At 38.2% G+C, this 20,120-nt stretch carries 8 protein-coding genes; 5 read left to right on the top strand and 3 right to left on the bottom strand.

What is annotated here, in order from left to right:
• The 5 genes from M3O96_RS16940 to M3O96_RS16920 all read left to right on the top strand — a co-directional run.
• Positions 1 to 415, top strand: a 415-nt coding sequence (locus M3O96_RS16940) for a T9SS type A sorting domain-containing protein (protein WP_249722508.1), incomplete at its 5' end; no start/stop codon positions are given.
• Between the two features lie 421 nt (positions 416 to 836).
• Positions 837 to 2,171 (top strand): pectate lyase family protein, encoded by a 1,335-nt coding sequence (locus tag M3O96_RS16935; protein WP_249722507.1) that lies wholly within the window; start codon positions 837 to 839, stop codon positions 2,169 to 2,171.
• A 355-nt stretch (positions 2,172 to 2,526) separates the two neighbouring features.
• Positions 2,527 to 8,667: a fibronectin type III domain-containing protein gene (locus M3O96_RS16930; RefSeq protein WP_249722506.1), complete on the top strand. Its 6,141-nt coding sequence runs from the start codon at positions 2,527 to 2,529 to the stop codon at positions 8,665 to 8,667.
• 1,413 nt (positions 8,668 to 10,080) lie between these two features.
• Positions 10,081 to 10,602 (top strand): glycosyltransferase, encoded by a 522-nt coding sequence (locus M3O96_RS16925; protein WP_249722505.1) that lies wholly within the window; start codon positions 10,081 to 10,083, stop codon positions 10,600 to 10,602.
• Between the two features lie 248 nt (positions 10,603 to 10,850).
• Complete coding sequence (locus M3O96_RS16920) at positions 10,851 to 15,746, top strand: LamG-like jellyroll fold domain-containing protein (protein WP_249722503.1); 4,896 nt, start codon at positions 10,851 to 10,853, stop codon at positions 15,744 to 15,746.
• Positions 15,747 to 16,426: 680 nt separating this feature from the next.
• Here the strand turns inward: M3O96_RS16920 and M3O96_RS22205 are convergent.
• The 3 genes from M3O96_RS22205 to M3O96_RS16910 all read right to left on the bottom strand — a co-directional run bounded on the left by M3O96_RS22205 (position 16,427) and on the right by M3O96_RS16910 (position 20,076).
• Positions 16,427 to 16,528, bottom strand: coding sequence for a transposase (locus M3O96_RS22205; protein WP_502798919.1), 102 nt, complete (start codon positions 16,526 to 16,528; stop codon positions 16,427 to 16,429).
• 618 nt (positions 16,529 to 17,146) lie between these two features.
• Entirely contained in the window at positions 17,147 to 18,202 is a 1,056-nt protein-coding gene (locus tag M3O96_RS16915; protein WP_249722502.1) for a glycosyltransferase, read from the bottom strand.
• 77 nt (positions 18,203 to 18,279) lie between these two features.
• Entirely contained in the window at positions 18,280 to 20,076 is a 1,797-nt protein-coding gene (locus M3O96_RS16910) for an ABC transporter ATP-binding protein (protein WP_249722501.1), read from the bottom strand.
• Between the last annotated feature and the right edge of the window lie 44 nt (positions 20,077 to 20,120).

The following is a 20,120-nucleotide window of genomic DNA, read 5'->3' as shown; positions in this document are numbered from 1 at the left end:
TGTTAGGCTATACAACAGAGCGCTATCCGAAACTGAAATTATGAGTCTAGCAAATGTTGGAGGCGCCTTTAGGACAAATGAAAATCCGACCATTAAAGGCGGGGAAACAACTTCCTCTGAAAATGCTGATCTGGATGAAAAAGATGCCCAAAAACGGAATACTTCAAAGGTTACTAAGATTTTCCCCAATCCTGTACTTGATGTGATAAATTTGGAACTTTCAGGCATCGAGAAGGATCTAGTACAAATTAGTATATTCGATATGAAGGGTATTCTTTTACTTAACCAGGAATTTGAATCTGATAACGGAGATTTGCTTTTGGATATTTCCCAACTGAGATTAAAGCCCGGCACTCATGTGCTCTTAGTCAATTCCAATGGACAGCAACAGGTATTGAAATTCCTAAAAAAATAATTTTGTAAATAAAATCGGTGAATACCAGCCTCCAGAATCTTAGTTAGATTTTGGATGCTTTTATACAGGGAAATTTTGGGAAATTGTTGATCAAATTAATTCAAACTATGTAAAACAGTCTAGAGAAAGCACAAAAACAAAAAGGTACCAAATATCATACTTTTTTCTAATGCAATTTGGGACTTGAGACTACATTAAAGCTTCCAAAAGATGTTAATTACTTCTGTTCCTAATAACTGTCAAATTTTAGGTTCCAAGTTTGTCCAAAAAATAACAATCTTTAAAACGAAATGGTCTAAGGTTAAAGAATCATATCGTTATTACTTTCTCAAATTTTCCCTCTATGCCCTTCATTCTTATTTTGTACCTCCTTAAAAGTCTCATCACTTTTACATCTGTATCCCAAGAAGCACCTACACCTTTGGCATTTCCCGGTGCAGAAGGTTTCGGAAAATATGCGACAGGTGGGCGTGGAGGAATGGTGTATATTGTCACCAATCTTAATGACAGTGGATTGGGAAGTTTGCGATGGGCAGTAGAAGCCAAAGGGCCTCGCACGATCGTTTTTGAAGTATCTGGAAACATAAGCTTAAAAAGCAGGTTGAATGTCGGAGATGGAAATCTAACCATCGCGGGCCAAACTGCTCCTGGCGATGGAATAACAATTCAAAATTTTCCCTTTAGAATAATCAATAAATCAAATATCATTATTCGTTTTATTCGATTTCGTCTCGGAGATTTGGGAAATGAAGCTGAGGATGCATTTGAGGCTAGAGGAGGAAGTAACAACCTTATTATAGACCATTGTTCTTTTTCTTGGGGCATTGATGAAACATGTTCTGTATATGATGTAACTAACACTACGGTTCAATATTGCATTATTTCTGAAGGTCTTAATGATTCCAAACATCCAAAAGGGAAACATGGGTACGGCTCATTAATGGGAGGATCAAACTTGTCTTTATACAAGAATTTGTGGGCTCATTTTTCGATCAGGATGCCTTCTATGGCACACCAAGGTGGTTCTTGCCTAATTGACATTCGTAATAATGTTATTTACAATTGGGGCATGCGGTCAAGTGATAATGGATCATTTTGTTTAGCAAATTTTGTTAATAATTATTATAAACCAGGGCCTGCAAGTTTCGAAAGGGGAGGGTTCACCCCTCTTCATTTTTTATGGCCTACTGCAGCAAACAAAAATCCTGAAAATTATGGAAAATTCTATTTAGAAGGCAATATTTTGGAAGGAAAAAAGGAAGTAAATTCTGATCAATGGAAAGGTGTACGCTTGGAAAATAGTGAAAATTCTCGTGTTTACTTGGACGCAGTCAAGCATAAAGATAAAAATGGAGGTATTATTCCAATGATTATCCAAAAAGAGATTTATTCCAAAACCTTAACTTCAATTGATGCACTCGAACATGTTTTGGTAAATGCCGGATCAAGTTTATCGCGGGACTCAATAGACATCAGAGTTGTAAGAGAAGTGCGGAGTGGAAAAACGACCTACAAGGGATCAAAAACAGGTCTCCCAGGAATTATTGACAGCCAAAAAGATGTAGGAGGATGGCCTACTTTAAAATCCTCTATCCCACCTAAAGATACCGACCGGGATGGAATGCCAGATGAATGGGAGATTGAAAATGGTTTAGATCCTGAAAAAAGAAACGATCGATTTTATGATTTAAATCCAAATTTCACCAATTTGGAGATGTACTTAAACAGCTTGGTAGAACATCTTAATATTTTTTGATTCAAATAAGGATTCTGGAACCATATACTTCATCCAATAAATAATTTCAAAGGCTTATTTTCTTTCAAAAAGAAAATCAACTATTCTTATTTTTTAAAATTAAACTATTGAAACTGCTGCTTTATTTTTTATTTGAAACAGATAAAATTGATTTAAACCCTGAAAAAACTGGTTTGTAAATCAAAATTTTGGAAAAAATTTTCAAGAGACCATATTTGGGGTAAGGTTTGATACCTGTCAAACCCTTCTGAACGCTTGATCACCCAATCTAGGCAATCAGAGAAATTGATTAAACAGACTTCAAAAAGTCTGATGGAAAGATTATGTCCAAAAAATCAAAATCTTAAACTAGCTTATGAGCCCCACCGTAATAATTAATTTCAAAGTACATGTTGTACTAATATTTTTGCTTTTTTGTTCTCAACCAATTGTCCTTTACAGTCAATCCACTCCTGCCTTTCCAGGCGCATCAGGTTTTGGAAAATATACCACTGGTGGAAGGGGAGGGAAAGTTTTTATTGTAACAAATTTAAACGACAGCGGACAAGGAAGTCTCAGAGAGGCGGTAGAAGCAAGTGGAACAAGGACAGCAGTTTTTGAGGTTTCAGGAAATATTCATTTAAAAAGCAGATTAAATGTTGGAAGTGGGAATTTGACAATTGCCGGCCAAACTGCTCCAGGAGATGGGATTACACTCCAAAATTACCCGTTCCGGATAATGAATAAGTCAAATATAATAATCCGCTTTATTAGATTCCGCCTTGGAGATTTAGCAGGTGAACCAGAGGACAGTTTTGAGGTCCGAGAAGGAAGTAACAATTTTATTATAGATCATTGTTCTTTTTCTTGGGGAATTGATGAAACTTGCTCTATTTATGATATAAAAAAAGCAACTCTCCAGTACTGCTTAATATCCGAAGGGCTGAATAGTTCTGTCCATTCTAAAGGCAATCATGGGTATGGTTCATTAATTGGAGGTGAAGATTTTTCTTTATATCAAAACCTCTGGTCCAATTTTTTGATTAGAAATCCAGCTATCACTACAGTGGGTTTAAATGGTGTCATTGATATCAGGAATAATGTTATCTATAATTGGGGTCAGCGCTCAACCGATAATGGCTCACTTTCTAGTGTAAATATGTATGATAATTATTATAAACCTGGACCGGCAAGCTTTCAACGAGGAGGTCAGACCCCACTCAATTTCTTATGGCCAACTGGGGACCCCGGTACCTACGGGAAATTTTATCTTGAAGGAAATCAATTAGTTGGCAGACCTGAAGTTAAAGATAACCAATGGATAGGTGTAAGGTTGGAAAATGCAGAAGCCACAAAACTTTACCTTGAATCCTGTAAAAACAAAGATTCAAATGGAAAACTTGTACCCTTTCCAATTCCTACAGGATTATATACAAGATCTTTGAGTTCAGAAGAGGGATATGATGCAGTCCTAAATCACGCCGGAGCAAGTTTGTTTCGAGATGCCGTAGATAAGAGATTGGTCGAGGAAGTACGAACAGGAACTGTAACCTTTAAAGGATCAAAAACAGGAATTCCCGGCATCATCGACAGTCAAAAAGATGTAGGGGGATGGCCGGTTTTGAAATCCACTACAGCCCCAAAAGATACGGACCGGGACGGAATGCCAGATGCATGGGAAGTAGAAAATGGTTTGAACCCAAACTTGGCGGATAATAATGGTTATAACCTCAGTAGCAGTTATACGAATATTGAGGTATACATCAACAGCCTGGTTAAACATATTTCTGAGTTAGATGCAACCACTCCCCCCTCTATTCCCCAATTAGAAAGCCCCCTCAACAATACGTTGGGTGTTGCCATCAATCCCACCCTAAAATGGAAAAGTGCCGCTAATGCACTAAACTACCAACTTCAGGTCTCGAAAACCCAAGATTTTGCGACTTTAGTGGCTAACGTAGAAAATCTGAGCTCACTACAGTATTCCTTTCAAAAACTGGCAGGAGATACACAGTATTATTGGAGGGTGAGAGCAAAAAATAGCAAAGGAACGAGTTCATGGTCTAGTATATGGAATTTTAAAACCGTCACTTCTGTGGTTATCCCTGAAGTTCCCAAGCCAATCAGCCCAACAAACGGAAGCTTAGATCTGTCAACATCTTTATTTCTCGAATGGGGGGCTGTCGATGGGGCCAAAACTTACCGGGTGCAGGTGGCAAAGGACGAAAGTTTCACCTCAATCGTTTATGATATTTATAACTTAACAAATCCTGGTATAGAAATTAAAAATCTCACCTCCGGTTCCTCTTTCTTTTGGAAAGTATTGGCAACAAATGGTGCGGGAAGTAGTAATTTTTCAAATGCATGGGGTTTTACAACCAAAACAAGCAGCATCACCGAAACCGTCCCTGTAACAGGTATTTCTATCAGCCCTACTAAAGCAAGCTTAGAAATTTCCAAAACCTTGCAGCTTGTCAGCACCCTGTCCCCCTCAAATGCAAGCAATAAAACAGTAACATGGACTTCCTCAGATCCAACCATTGCGGGAGTTAGTTCCAGCGGATTGGTTACTGGGATAAAAAGTGGTTCTGCTAATGTTACTGCAAAATCGCAGGATGGAAACTTTACCGCAACCTCCCAAATCACGGTATCAACTAGTGTGACTTTAAGTATATCGGGATTTACCTTGGTCAATGCAGATACTGATTCGGACATCATCACTATTTCCAACGGCACAACTATAGATATAAACCAAATCAAAGGAATCAATTTAAATATCAGGGTAAATACCAACCCAACCCCTGTCGGCAGTGTATCCATCAAATTGTCAGGTCCTGTCAGTGAATCTATTACAGAGAATGTAGTCCCCTATGCCCTATTTGGGGACAGCCGGGGAAATTATAATGGAAAAATTTTACCGGAAGGAAATTATATTTTAGAAGCAATACCCTACTCAGAATCTAACCTGGCCGGAACAAAAGGAAATCTTCTTTCAATTGGTTTTACGATTGGGCAAAAGGTTATCGCTCCAACTGCTCCAACCTTAACTAGTCCCGCCAATAACAGCACAGGACTTCCCACAAACCCAAAGTTATCTTGGTCTGCCGTATCAAATGCTGAAACTTATGCAGTGGAGGTTTCAAGAAATTCGGACTTCAGTACATTGGTTTCAAATAGTAAGCTATTATCAATCAATGAAGTAAGTATTTCAGGCTTACAAGAGGATGTATTGTATTATTGGAGAGTAAGAGCCACGAATCAAGCCGGAAGCAGCCCTTATTCCACTGTCTGGAATTTTAGAACCAAAAAGCCGGCATCTCTTCCTGCTGTTCCAACTCTTGTCAGTCCTACCAATGGGGCAAAAGACTTGTCCACCTCGCTTACATTACAATGGAATGCTGGCGTGGGCGCAAAAACTTACGGTGTTCAAATTTCGAAAGAAAGCAATTTTGCCAGCTTATTCTTGGACAATCCGGCAGTCACTTCAACTTCTTTACAAGTCAATAACCTGCAGGCAGGCGTAACCTATTACTGGAGGGTAAGCGCTACCAATGAATCAGGCAGCAGCAATTATTCTTCTGTCTGGAGCTTCCAGACTAAGCTGGCAGTAATTCCTCCGCCTGCCCCTGTCTTGACCAGCCCGTCCAACAATGCTACTGGTTTGGCAACCACTCTAAAATTAACCTGGAATGTAGTCACCTCGGCAAGCGGTTATGCCCTTGAGGTTTCCAAAAATTCTGATTTCAAAACTTTGGATATTGATATTAAAACTTTGAAAACCAACGAATTTACGGTTTCGGGACTCCAAGAAGATACTTCCTATTTTTGGAGGGTCAGGGCTTCAAATTCAGCAGGAAACAGCCCTTACTCCACTGTTTGGACATTCAGGACAATCAAACCAATCCCCGTTCCGGCAGCACCTAATCTGGTAAGTCCTTCCAATGGGGCAAAAGATCTTTCGGTTTCACCAAGATTGCAATGGAATACTGTGACCGGGGCGAAAACCTACCGGGTCCAAATTTCCAAGGAAATTAATTTTGCCACTCTCTCCCTTGACAATGCCGCAGTAACGTCAAATTCACTTCAGGTCAGCGGCCTTCAGGATGGCGTAACCTATTATTGGAGGGTCAGGGCTACCAATGAATCAGGCAGCAGCAGTTATTCCTCTGTGTGGAGCTTCCAGACAAAACTGGCTGCAATTCCGCCACCTGCACCTACATTGAGAAGCCCTTCCAATAATGCTACGGGTTTGGCAACCACCCTAAAATTAACCTGGAATGTAGTCACCTCGGCAAGCGGTTATGCCCTTGAGGTTTCCAAAAATTCTGATTTCAAAACTTTGGATATTGATATTAAAACTTTGAAAACCAACGAATTTACGGTTTCGGGACTCCAAGATGATACTTCCTATTTTTGGAGGGTCAGGGCTTCTAATTCAGCAGGAAACAGCCCTTACTCCACTGTTTGGACATTCAGGACAATCAAACCAATCCCCGTTCCGGCAGCACCCAATCTGGTAAGTCCTTCCAATGGGGCAAAAGATCTTTCTATTTCTCCGAGGTTACAATGGAATACAGTTACCGGGGCTAAAACTTACAGGGTCCAAATTTCCAAGGAAATTAATTTTGCCACTCTCTCCCTTGACAATGCCGCATTAACGTCAAATTCCCTTCAGGTAAATAACCTTGAGGAAGGCGAAACCTATTATTGGCGGGTAAGTGCAGGCAATGAGGCAGGAAATAGTGCATTCTCTTCCGTGTGGAGTTTTAATACCAGAATTTCGCTTGATCCCCCAATAGCCCCTACACTCGTCAGTCCTTCTGACAATGACATCGGATTATCTACTGCGATAAAATTGACTTGGACACTTATTACCGAGGCGGATAAGTATGGTATCGAGGTTTCTACCAATAAGGATTTCAGTTCCATAATTTCCAGCAACTTTACCTTGAAAGATAATGAATTTACAGTGTCTGGATTACAAGAAGAAACCCAGTATTTTTGGAGAGTAAATGCTTCCAATTCTGCAGGAGTGAGTGGATGGTCTTCGGTTTGGTCTTTTACAACAAAAGAAAAAATCAATCCTCCCTCTGCCCCTATTTTACTAGGTCCGGCAAATGAAAGTGTTGGATTAACAGGCAAAACAGTATTTACCTGGACTAAATCCGATGGTGCAGATGTCTATGGCATCCAAATTTCCAAAGACGCGAGTTTTACCCTTATTCAAGTTGATTTGTCCAGTATTCAGGTCCAATCATTCGAAACCAACAGCTTGGAAAAAGGAGTGACTTATTATTGGAGGGTATTTGCTTCCAATGAGGGAGGACGGAGTGAATTTTCAGAAATTTGGAAATTTGAAACATTAAACGTTCCAGATGCTCCTACGCTTCAAAGTCCAAGTAATGGAAAAAAAGATCTGGAAATCAACCCAAAATTAGTTTGGAAAAGTGCAGCAGGTGCAGATTCTTACAGGTTACAAGTTTCCAAATCAAAGGATTTCTCTCAAAACATCGTTGATAACAGTAATTTAGTCGAGACCTTTATTACTATTCAAAACCTTGAAGAAGGAATTACCTACTATTGGAGAGTCAGGGCTACAAATATTGCAGGAAACAGTGCTTATTCGCCTATTTGGGAATTTTCAACAAAAAAACCTTTGAAAGCTCCGACAGCACCCATCTTGGTTAGTCCTATTTCCTCCATCATACTGGACAAAGAGAATATTATGCTTGAGTGGAAACCAGTCATTGATGCAGAAAGGTATCAAGTTCAAGTTTCAAAATATTCAAATTTTAGCCAGGCAATAGTCATTGAAAAAAATTCTATAACAACCGATACATTTAAGGCTGAGGGTTTGGAGCCAAATCAGGTTTATTTCTGGAGAGTGATGGCGATCAATATTGTAGGTACTAGCCCTTATTCGACAGTCTGGAATTTTGTCACCAAACCTCTTCCAATACTGGATTTACCCGTCTTATTAAGCCCGGGAGATAGTACTACTTTGGATAGCACATCAGTAGCGTTCCTATGGGATGCCGTAGAAGAAGCAGAATACTATCAATTAGATGTGTCTTCCGACAGCACTTTTAAAGAAAATGTAATGAGCTTCACACAAATTCTTGAAACGGAATTTGAGTTGGATAGTCTTGAAAGGGATGTTAACTATTATTGGAAGATAACTGCAAAAGGAAAGCGACCATCAAGCGTATCTGAAACCTGGCACTTTATAATAGCAGAAGACCAAGCAGCACTTCTTGCAAGATTATCACCGGTCAAAATCAAAACCTATCCAAATCCATTTACAGATATCATTAATCTGGAGTTTTCCAAACCCATTGAGGGAGAAGTCAACATCAGTATATTTGACGGCAAAGGAAGCCCTGTTTTCGAAAGTAAGGTTACCGATCCAAAAGAAAGGATTTCCCTAGAAATCCCCCAAGGCCTCCCCGCTGGCATTTATGTCATTAAAGTCCAGGGTTTTGGTGTAATGGAAAGTAAGAGGTTGGTTAAACGCTAGGATAGAGCAGGGAAAAAATTGTTTTGAAAATCCCTTAACTAAGAGCAAAGAGATTCTGTGCCAAAAGCTATAGTATCAATGACATAACTTCACGGCAAGCTCGGGGAACGTTGTTATGGTATTTTGGGGAGGAGGAAAAAACAGTTGCACCGCTTTTTCTTTCTTCCTATCAACCATAACAACCCAAATGACCGATATCTATAGCTCGTGGAGCAGGCTAATTTAATTTCATCCAAAGGTCATTACCCTTTTTGAGATTCTTTAATAATGTTGAATACTCAGAATTTTGGATTGAAAATTGAAGAAATAAATAAGGTTATCTGCTTCTTTGCCGGAAACCTAATATTCTACTACTTATTGGACGTCCGCTTGCCGGTAGGCATGGAAGTGTCCAGTCAAAAAACACGCGCTTATTGGAGAAAGACCGCCTGTTGGAGCGAATTTATTTACGTAACATTTCAACCATTTGACAAGATTTCTGTTGGATTAACATTCAATTGGCAAAATTGCGAGCCTACCTAAAATATTTGTTGGGTTTGATTTATTACAACTATATCCATTGGTCATTTATTCTCCCAATCCAGAATTTTTTTAAAATAGTTTTTTTGGATATTTCCAAAGAACCAAATATCTAATCAAAAAATATTTATTCTTCATGATGCCAATAGAAAATTTCTAGGCATTTTTGTTTTGGGAAATAGCCTAAAGCCAAATCGGATTATTGTCAAAGCATCTTTTATGGGCCTCTGGCTTAAATTTGCTTGGTTAATCGTGATAAAAGAAAAAAGCTTAAACAAAAGCATTGACATAATAACAAAATAAATGGCAAGATTTTTTTTTACACAAATTGGAAATATTGAAATGATTGTAGAAGGAGGCAAACCTTTAGGAGGGGCAGTAGTTGCCACTCAAGTGTGGATGAATGCATTACACGATTTAGGACATGAGGTGATTTTGGCCAACTATGAAAATGACAAAAGGAAGGTTTTAGAGGAATATTCATGGATAGAGATTTGCTCCGTATACCACCAACATAAAGGGATGCCTGTTCTTAGATGGGTAAGTTACCGGTTACCTAGGTTTTTTAAAGCGTTAAAAAAATGTAATTGTGATTATTTGGTGGAATCAATTCCCACTTGGAATTCATTTTTCGTTGGGGTTTTGTGTAGGATATTAAAAGTTAAACAAATTATCAGGGTAGCCAATGACAACATGCTTGATCATAGGATTAAATTAACCCATACTTTCTTCGAAAGATTATTTATTGATTTGGCTTTTCGAAGAGCCTCATTCATTCTTGTACAAAATCAATTTCAATTTGAAAAATTAATAAAAAGGTTTCCAAGGCAAAAAATTATCAAATTCTCAAATCCTTTTGTAATTAACACCGATTTTTTAGAGGTTAAACCCAAAATGGAAGGTTATATTGCTTGGGTGGCAAATTTCCGACGTCAAAAAAATCTGGAGTTGTTGTTTAGGATTGCAGTAACCTTACCATCTGAAAACTTTAAAGTTGCAGGAATGCCTAATTCAAGCATTGATAAAGAAACCTCTTTTTTTGTTGATAAGCTTAAGTCACTTTCTAATGTAGAATTTGTAGGACTGATCCCTAGAAATGAAATACTTCTGTTTTTTTCTAAATCCAAATTTTTGTTGAATACCTCAAGGTATGAAGGTTTTAGCAATACCTTTTTGGAAGCCATGATTACAGGAACGCCTATTCTCACCACAAATCATGTAAATCCTGATGGCATAATTGACCAGTATAATTTGGGCATAATCTATGAAAATGAGGATGATCTTCGTTTGAAGTTGAATGGGATTTCGGAAACAAACTACGTAAAGAAATCCACCAACTGTATTGATTATATTCAAGAAAACCATGACCATTTAACCTTGGGTAAATTGCTCCTTGAATTTTTGGGGTTGACCTAGATCTTGCTTTTCAAGTTTTATTCGGATGATTGATTACTTTTATATGCCTGATTTTATTTTTATCGTAATTGCAAGATTCAAATCTACTTCTTTTTTACCTCTCACTCTATTTTGATCGTGTGCTTTATAAATAGTAAAAAAAGATTCTCTAAGATTATTTTCGGCAAGATATTTGTGTGAGAAAAAAAATATTTTCTAAGATTCTTAGAGAATGTAAATCATTTGTAAGCCCTAGTAAATTATAAGCCATGAAAATCTTAAATCAAAGATTACTAATAACATGTTTTTTATTATTTTTTCAATCTCACCTCTTCTCTTCCTCCGCTTTAAGTCAAACTTATCCTCCATCTGATTTTGATCCCAATCTCAGTCAAATAATCGCCTTTCCGGGTGCAGAAGGATTCGGCAAGTATACCACAGGTGGCCGAGGAGGACAGATACTCAAGGTCACCAACTTAAACGACTCAGGGCCAGGTAGCTTGAGGGAAGCCATCGATACACGAGGGGCAAGGATTATAGTGTTTGAAGTCTCGGGAAATATCAAGTTAAAATCAATTTTGAAAATTAGACATGGCAATATCACGATTGCAGGGCAGACCGCTCCCGGAGAAGGAATCACCATTCAAGATTATCCTTTCCAAGTTGCAGATGTTAAAAATGTAATAATTCGATTTATCAGGTCACGGCAGGGGGATTTAGCAAATGTAGAAGGGGACTCTTTTGATGCTAAAAATGTTGTTGGTTTAATAGTAGATCATTGTTCATTTACTTGGGGTACGGATGAGACTTGTTCTATATATGATGTCCATGATGCAACTCTTCAGAACTGTATCATAGCCGAAGGGCTTAACAGTTCAGTTCACAGCAAAGGTAGGCACGGTTTTGGATCCATCATGGGCGGAAACGGATTTTCTTTAATCCACAACTTATGGGCACATTTTGTGATCAGAGTGCCGAGTATGGCAAGCGGATCAATACCTAGTTTGATGGATTTGAAAAACAATGTAATTTATAATTGGGAAAGTAGGGCTGCGAATAATGGGTCAAAAGTCAACGCAAATTTCTTTTCAAATTATTACAAGCCCGGACCTGCAACCTTATCAAATGGAGGATATACCCCTCTTATATATCTTTGGCCAAGTGCAGTTAACTCTGACCGTTCTACATATGGAAAATTTTATCTAGAAAGCAATAAATTGGTTGGTCATTCCATAATTGAAAGTAACCAATGGGCGGGCGTGCGATTGGAGTCTACTGTGTTGACAAATACCTATTTGGAAAGTTTGAAAAACAAAGACCAAAATGGTAAGCTAGTACCCTTTCAGACCCCTGCTAATTTATATGACCAAAACATTTCAGCTGATGCAGCTTTTCTTTCTGTTTTAAATAACGTTGGAGCCAATCTTTTTAGGGACGCAGTTGATCAGCGAATTCTTGACGACGTCAAAAATGGAACAATTACTACCAAAGGTTCAAAAACAGGTTTGTTGGGAATTATAGATAGCCAAAAGGATGTGGGTGGTTGGCCTTTACTCAAAAGCTTATCTGCTCCTTTGGATACTGATCAGGATGGAATGCCAGATGCATGGGAATCGGCCAATAAACTTAATCCAACTCAATCCAATGACCGTGAATACAACCTCAGCCCTTATTATACCGATATCGAGGTGTATATCAATTCCTTGGTAAGTGATTTGGTTAAAGACCAATATCCTTCAACACCCCTTGCCGTAACACCCTTGCTTCCATCCTCAAATGCCAACAATGTTACTCCTATAGATGTCAGTTTTGCCTGGGAACCTGTTGTCAATGCAGATACCTATCAAATCCAAATTTCTAAATCATCCTCTTTCAGCAGTGGAAACATAACTCTCTCCAATCTTAAAAATAAAAGTCTTGTTTATCCCCAATTAGATGCCAATAGCACCTATTTTTGGAGGGTTCGGGCCTTCCTCAGTGGCGTAAGTGGACCCTACTCCGTCTCCAGAAGCTTCCAAACCAATTCTCTCAATGCAGTGCCGGGGAGAACTGTTCTACTTCAACCAAGTGATAACCAATCAGAAGTTAGCCTTTCTCCTATTTTTTCATGGGCCAAAGTCCCCAACACCCAAAGTTACCAAATCCAAGTATCCTCTCTTTCCGATTTTTCTGCTTTAGTGGTAAATCAAAGTGAGTTGCCAGAAACAAGTTTCATCAGTCCAAAACTGGCTGAAAACAAAACATATTATTGGAGGGTAAGGGCAAGAAATGCCAATGGATCTGGAAGTTATTCTAGTGTAGGATCATTTAAAACTGTTTCATATTCCTCCGTGCCAGAGGTGGTCGTGCCCATAAGACCCACTAATGGAGTCAATATCAACCCCGTTAATATCAAACTAGAATGGAACCCAATTTCTAGTGCAGAATCCTACCGGGTTCAAATCTCTACCAACAACGCATTTAGCAGCACCGTACTGGATAAAATCGGAATATTAGACAACTTTTTAGATATCCCCAACTTAAAGTCCAATACCACTTATTATTGGAGGGTTGTTGGAATAAACAGAACAGGGACCGGCTGGTATGCTTCAAACTTCTCTAGCTTCCGAACAAGCCCATTTACCCAGACACCATCTCAAATTGTTTTAATTAATCCAGTAAATGATTCCAATCTATTTTCTACCTCCATCACCTTCTCATGGAATGGGGATCCTATTGCCCAAAATTACACCTTCCAATTATCAACCAACGAAAATTTCACTAGTTATGTAGCCAATATATCCGGTCTTACCTCCACTTCAAGGACTGTCTCCAACTTACAGACCAATACCCAATATTATTGGAGGGTATGGGCTACCAATGATGCGGGTAGCAGTCCTTTTTCTGAAGTCCGAAAGGTTAGGTCTGCTACTTATTCAGGAACTCCACCTGCAACCACATTGGTTAGCCCAGCCAACAATGCGGTTGTAGGATCCACTGATATTTTATTTAATTGGCAAAATCAACCTAATTCTGAATTTTACAGACTGGAAATTTCAGAATCTGTAACCTTCAGCTCTTTGGTTTTTGTGAAGAGTTCAATCCGGGAAACCTCTTGGCTTGTCCCTACTTTGACTTCCAATAAGACCTATTACTGGCGTGTAAGGACATCCAATCCTGCAGGGACTGGTAAATATTCAGAAGTCTGGAAATTTTCGAGCAGCACAGGCACTGTCTCCTTGTCTCAACCAGTTTTGAAATCACCCGATAATACCGCACTCAACCAGGCTACAAACCTGAGCTTTTCATGGTCATCGGTATCAAATGCCACTTCTTACGACATCCAAATCTCGGAGTCCAATACGTTTTCCAATATTGCCTTCTCTCAAAGCAATGTTACCACAACAAGTGCCAACTTTGCCTCCCTATTGGAGGACAAAACTTATTTCTGGCGGGTCAGGGCCAAAACAGGCAGTACCAATTCCAACTGGTCTGACATTTGGAATTTTAGTACCCAAGGTCAAATTGGGACCTCTCCCTTAGATGCAGGTTTGGTAGGGTATTGGACTATGGAGGAAGGTAGCGGCACACGCCTTCTTGACCAATCAGGAAAAAACAACAACCTGACCCTTCTAAATCAAGCAGGTACCTCATGGGCCAATGGGGTTCAAGGTAAGGCCGTATTATTAAATGGAGGTAGCAATACTTTTGCGAGTTTGGCACATAACAGTTCCCTCCAAATCCCAAATGGTCTTACCATCACTGCATGGGTAAGGCCCAATCTCCTTCATCGGGGTACCATCATGAACAAATCCGCCGGTAATGGCTTTGAATTTTGGTTTGATCTTGACGGGCAATTGGAATTTAGGCTTAACCGGACCAACAACGGTTCCTCCTACCGCTTACGCTCCAATTTTAATTATTCCAATTCCCTAAAAACATGGATACATGTAGCCGCTACCTTTGATGGCAGCGCCTGCAAGATCTTCATCAATGGGGTAGAAGACAAATCTATCACCTATAACCCATTCAGCATTGGAACGACATCCGGTAATCTGATTTTGGGAGCCTTAGGTACCATCCAACGCTGGCAAGGAGGAATGGACGAAGTGAGGCTGTATAACAGGGCTCTCAGTATCCAAGAGATCAATCTAGCTAAAGAAAATTCCGGTTCAATAGAATCCCTAAAATTCAGCCCAATGGCATTGTCCGGATATTGGAAAATGGATGAAGGAAGTGGAAACCAATTCCTAGATGCATCCGAAAATGCAAACCATGGAAGTGTTAGTAACACTTCCGGCATGTCTTGGTCAAGTGGGAAACTTGGGTTGGGTGTCAACCTGACAGGATCTTCCAACCAATTCGCCCGCGTTCCCCATCATTCCAGTTTGGAGCTATCCAAGTCCCTAACCATTGCAGCTTGGGTCAAACCGAACGTTATGCATAGGGGAACCATCGTCAGCAAATCTGCAGGAAATGGTTTTGAACTTTGGCTCGATTTAGATGGTAGCATAGAATTCCGCTTGAACAGGACCAACAACGGGTCAACCTACCGGATTAAAACTCCTTACAATTATACCAATGATCTTAAAAAATGGGTCCATGTAGCCGCTACTTTTGATGGACAAACCATTAAGGTATATATCAATGGGGTTGAAAACATCAGCAGAACCTATAGCTCCCCTTTTGAAATTGGCACGCTGTCGGGCGATTTGGTCATTGGGGCATTGGGAACCATTCAAAGATTTAATGGAAGTTTGGACGATTTGCAAATATACGGTGGTGCACTCTCTGCTACTGAAATACAAGCAATCATAGGGCAAAACAACGTTTTCAGGATTAATGATCAAGGCATGGATAAAAACCTGAATCGGACCCAAACACAAGAATCACCAACTCTCCAAATTTTGGAAGAAAAAACCTTATCAAAGGAGGAATCCAAGGCAATTCTTTTTCCAAACCCTGCGCAAGATAAAATCTCTGTAAGCCCACTTTGGATTCAGGAAGGACCTTTACAAGTTGCGATTGTAGATTTGAATGGTAGAACTGCTACTGAGAAAATCATGGAAGTAACGAATCATACTTTGGAAATAGAGTTTTCCGATTTAAATTTGGTATCAGGTTATTACATCCTGATTCTGCAGGATACTCAACATAGAGAAATATTTAAGTTTATAAAAAAATAAGATCCACCTTCATCTAATGATCCTGTCAAAAATGAAGTGAAGATTAAAAATTAGATATTAGATCAGAAAAGTAATGTGGTCAAAAATAGTTGGTGAATTTTACTGAAAAAATTATTATAATGTTTCGCAGATTTGAAGAGGACGTAAGCTCTGCTGAGGAGCAACTTACCAGCAATAAAATCTGCCAAGTGGAATGAAAGGGCTTCGTATTCCGGAGCCCTTTTTTATGCTTCATTCTTCTTTTCCTATGGCTAAGAAAAACCTTTTCTTCTAGCATTTTTAAAGTACAGATACCACTTCAAGAAGCTTTTTCTATTTCTTGTTGAGAGCCAGCGGTGGATATTTAAATTGGTTTTTAAATGTCCAAAAAATGACTCGAGACCGTTGTTTGACTTTGGAATTCTAGTATTATCCAGGTAAGCAAATAGGTTCGATAAAGCGTTTTTCTATACCTAAAAGGAACGTCTAAGCAGTTTGTGTTTATACCAATACTTTCCCGTTATGGGATTGACAGTTTTTTCATGAACAAACTGATGGTGCCTAGCATCCCAATTGGCCTGTTCGAGTAGCCAATAGCTGACTTCCTATTTGGACTGGATAAGGTGAATGGTAGAGAAAATTTTTCGGAGTTTTTGCACGGGAATGCTCTTAGGATTGCTGGAAAGCCATATTCTGCACATTCAATGCACATGGATCACACATCGCTGCAGGGTGACGTGCGGACAAACTGTACGGATTGCCCTGAGCAATCCCCGATATCCATCGCAGGTAATTGATTCGATCTGAACTCCAAGAATTAGCAGATTTTCTAGGTCTTCTTTGAGTTCCTCGTATTATCGTTCACCGTCGCTGAATCGACAGAGCTGGGTGAATTTGATGGTGTTGTCCCGATACAAAATCAGGCATAAATCCTTGGTAAAATACGTACCGTTAATGAGAAGATTTACCCGCTCGGAAAGGTAAACACTCAGCCTTTCCAACAACCCATTTTTCAAACCACACAAACCGATTGGTTTTGGCTACCGAGGGGTTGGAACCGGTCAAGAAAATGCAACAATTTTTAAACTTATACCGTTGCTTACCGGCCTGTTTTCCCCACTTGATTAAGTCAAGAAAACCACAAGCCCAACACCACTTTTTAGGAAATTTTCATGAAACAAAAAAACCTTATTGAAACCGGTTTCAATAAGGTGTTCGTAATTAATTTAAAATCAGATTGTTAAAAGGTGTTTTACCAACTATTTTTAACCATTATATCCCCTTTTCAGAATTAAAGGATAAAAAAGGAGTAAGGTGAAATATTTACCTTACTCCACTTTTACTGAAGGAATTTTCCAAGAAGCCCTAAGAAAGTCTGAACGTACTGCAGTTCTTTGAGTCTGTTTTGAAGGATTATTGCATTAAGCCTCACCTGTTAGACTATGGAAAATCCTTTGGATAACTTTGTTAGGTGCAACAAATTTTTCGTAGTACTCTTTAGCTCCTTTTTCCAGCTTTGCTCTATATTCCGGATCCTCTAATAAATGGTGAACAGCTGATTCAACCTCATCGATGGATGAAATAAAATGTATATTTTTTCCATGTACAAGATCTTCAGGCAATATGTTGGATAGTGGCATTGAAATAATGGCTTTCCCCATTGCTAAAAATTCTCCCAATTTCCAACCATGACAATTATGTACCGTAGGAGTATTGAAAACAATGGCGGATGCTTTTGTTTTGTTTATATATTCGATTGTAGAATAAGGTTTCAAAAAACAAAGGTGCTTATATTCTTCATATTCGGGATGATGCTTCTTCGCCAAAAACCCCCCTTCAAAATTGTAATCCCCATTTAGACAAGCTTCAATGAATTTTTTTCTCATTAAATTAGTCTGTTCAATGCTATTGAAACTATTCCATAATCTTCCGATTAAAAATATATAAGGCTTTGTATCGGAAATTTCGTTTTCATGTTTGGGTGTAAGATAATCATTCAAACTTCCGCGCAGATTTTGAGAACGGTAATTCAAGAAAAAACGTTTCCAAGAAAGATGAGTTGCCGACCTGGACTTTATAAAATTTGTCAAACTATGATAGATAGCATTAGGTTTATCCCATAATTTAATCCCGAAGCCAGGTGGGATACTTACCATTTTTTTCTCTAAATCACTTTTTACCAACTTATCATTGATATTTATTTTTGCATAAATATCAGCCCATTTGTATGCTTCTTCTACAACAACAGATTTATCTTGAAAATCAATAATTATGCGTTTAGAAATTTTGTTTGGTGAAACAACTACAAGTGCCAAATAGCAATTAAATGCTCCTTTAGTTCTATCAAGTTCCTTAAAATATTTATTTGAAAATGAAACATGCTGTTTACCAAATTCATCAATAATACCCTGAATGTAGAAAGTTGAAAATAATACCTTACTCGAAGGCTCAATGAAAACTTTGTCTATATTTCCCATAGTATAAATAATTAATAATCATACACTTTATCAGTATAAGTTTTTGTCCTTAATTGATAGAATAATACACTTTAGTTTTAGCTTACACCTTGAAGCTCAACCATATTTTTAAATTCTCTAGATTCATTTTGTAAACTGTAAAAATCCCCTGAATATTCTATCTGACCCTTATTAAGAAAATAAATTGTGTCTGCTGATTTAATTGTAGAAAGTCTATGGGCAATGATTATCAACGTAAATTTACCTTTTAATTTTTCGAATGATTCCTGAATCTCCTTTTCTGTTGCGGTGTCTAATGCTGAGGTTGCTTCGTCCATCACCAATAAATCTACATCTTTATAAATTTCTCTAGCGATGGCAATTCTTTGTTTTTGGCCACCCGAAACCATTATCCCGTTGTTCCCCAAGGGTGTATCTTCCCCTTTTTCAAGGCCATCCAAAAAACTGGTTAAAGAGGCAAGGTTAACAGACTCCTTAAATTTTTCGAAATTTTTAGGAGTTTTCTCTGACCAAAAAGTAATATTGTTAAACAATGAGTCACTAAAAATTACAGGTTCTTGGGTAATATACCCAATCCTTGCCTGAAAATTATTCAAGTTACTATTTTTAATATCCATTCCATTTACCAAAAGTGTTCCAGAATCAGCAAAAAGTAAGCCTGTTAAAATATTTGTAAGTGTTGTCTTTCCACTACCACTTTCCCCTACAAATGCAACAGTTTTATTTTTTTCAATCACAAGGTTAATTTGTTGGAGAAATTTTCGGTGGTCATAAGAAAATGAAACATTCTCCAATTCAATAGATTCTATGTTTGAAATCCTTTCACCAACATTATAATCCAATTTGTTGGCTTTTAATTCCTCAACAAATTCCTTAAAATTATTTAATGAACCTGAATAGTTCAAAAATCCATTCCAGCTATTTTGATAATTAATTAGTTGATTTAATGACCGGTAGAAAAACATCAAGCTCAAAATAATCGGTCCTAAATCTGACTTAAAATAGGAAACTTGCACTAAGATAACAACTACTACAACAGTGATAGAAAGAGGTTCCTTGGTAGATAAAAGGACAGAATTAAAAAAGCCAATTTTCCTAAAATTAATCGCTAGGCTTGTTATAGTTTTCTTTAACCGAAGGCTAAAGGCATCTACCTGACCTGTAGCTCTTAAATACTTAAAATTATGAACTTGCTGCATCATCAAACCATGAAATACATGGTTTGCATTGGTGATTTTTTTAGATGTATCTTTTGTTTTAGTATATAATTTTGTGTAAAGTAAATTGGACAGGCCTCCCCCAATAGCAACAAAAAGGGCAAATTGGGGGTTAGTGAGAAAGGCAAGTGCCATATAGACCAAAACCGAAATGATCGATTGGACAGATGATGAATAATACCTAAAGGCTTGTTGAAGTCTTTCAATTTCTCCACTCAGTGTATTCTGAATTCGGCCCGAATCGAGCGATATAAAATACCCATAATTGATGCTACTAATGCTGTTTACAGCTTCGATCCTGATTCTTTTAACAAAATTAGTTGTAAGAACCACGTTGTAATAGGATTCACAAAATTTGGCTATACCTTTCATAAGGAAAAAAAACAAGATAATTAACATAACTGATACCAAATTTAAAGGTATACCAATAGAAGTGAGGAAATTCAAAAACACATCAAAATTACCCATCCCTTCGGACACGACCTTTTCTGAACTGCTGCCTGAAGTCCCCCCTACCATTTGAAGCAAAGGAATAAACATCGCTAGCCCTAATCCATCCAATAGGCCGACTGAAAAACTAAGAAACAAAGCAATAAGCATTTTATTACCCAAGTAGGTGTAAAAAAATAGAAAATTTGGTAGCCTCTTTTTAAACATCTTATCGTAAATTACATTATCAATTGTGGTTTATAAATAAAAAT

This window comes from Aquiflexum sp. TKW24L (genome assembly GCF_023502205.1).
Lineage (GTDB): Bacteria > Bacteroidota > Bacteroidia > Cytophagales > Cyclobacteriaceae > Cognataquiflexum.
Note: the sequence above shows the minus strand (reverse complement) of the source record. Positions and strands in the feature narration are given on the sequence as shown.

Excerpts from the sequence above, each read along its gene's own strand:
- M3O96_RS16930 (WP_249722506.1), top strand. The coding sequence starts at position 2,527 with ATGAGCCCCACCGTAATAATTAATTTCAAAGTACATGTTGTACTAATA.
- M3O96_RS16915 (WP_249722502.1), bottom strand. The coding sequence starts at position 18,202 with ATGGGAAATATAGACAAAGTTTTCATTGAGCCTTCGAGTAAGGTATTA.
- M3O96_RS16925 (WP_249722505.1), top strand. The coding sequence starts at position 10,081 with ATGGAAGGTTATATTGCTTGGGTGGCAAATTTCCGACGTCAAAAAAAT.
- M3O96_RS16910 (WP_249722501.1), bottom strand. The coding sequence starts at position 20,076 with ATGTTTAAAAAGAGGCTACCAAATTTTCTATTTTTTTACACCTACTTG.
- M3O96_RS16920 (WP_249722503.1), top strand. The coding sequence starts at position 10,851 with ATGAAAATCTTAAATCAAAGATTACTAATAACATGTTTTTTATTATTT.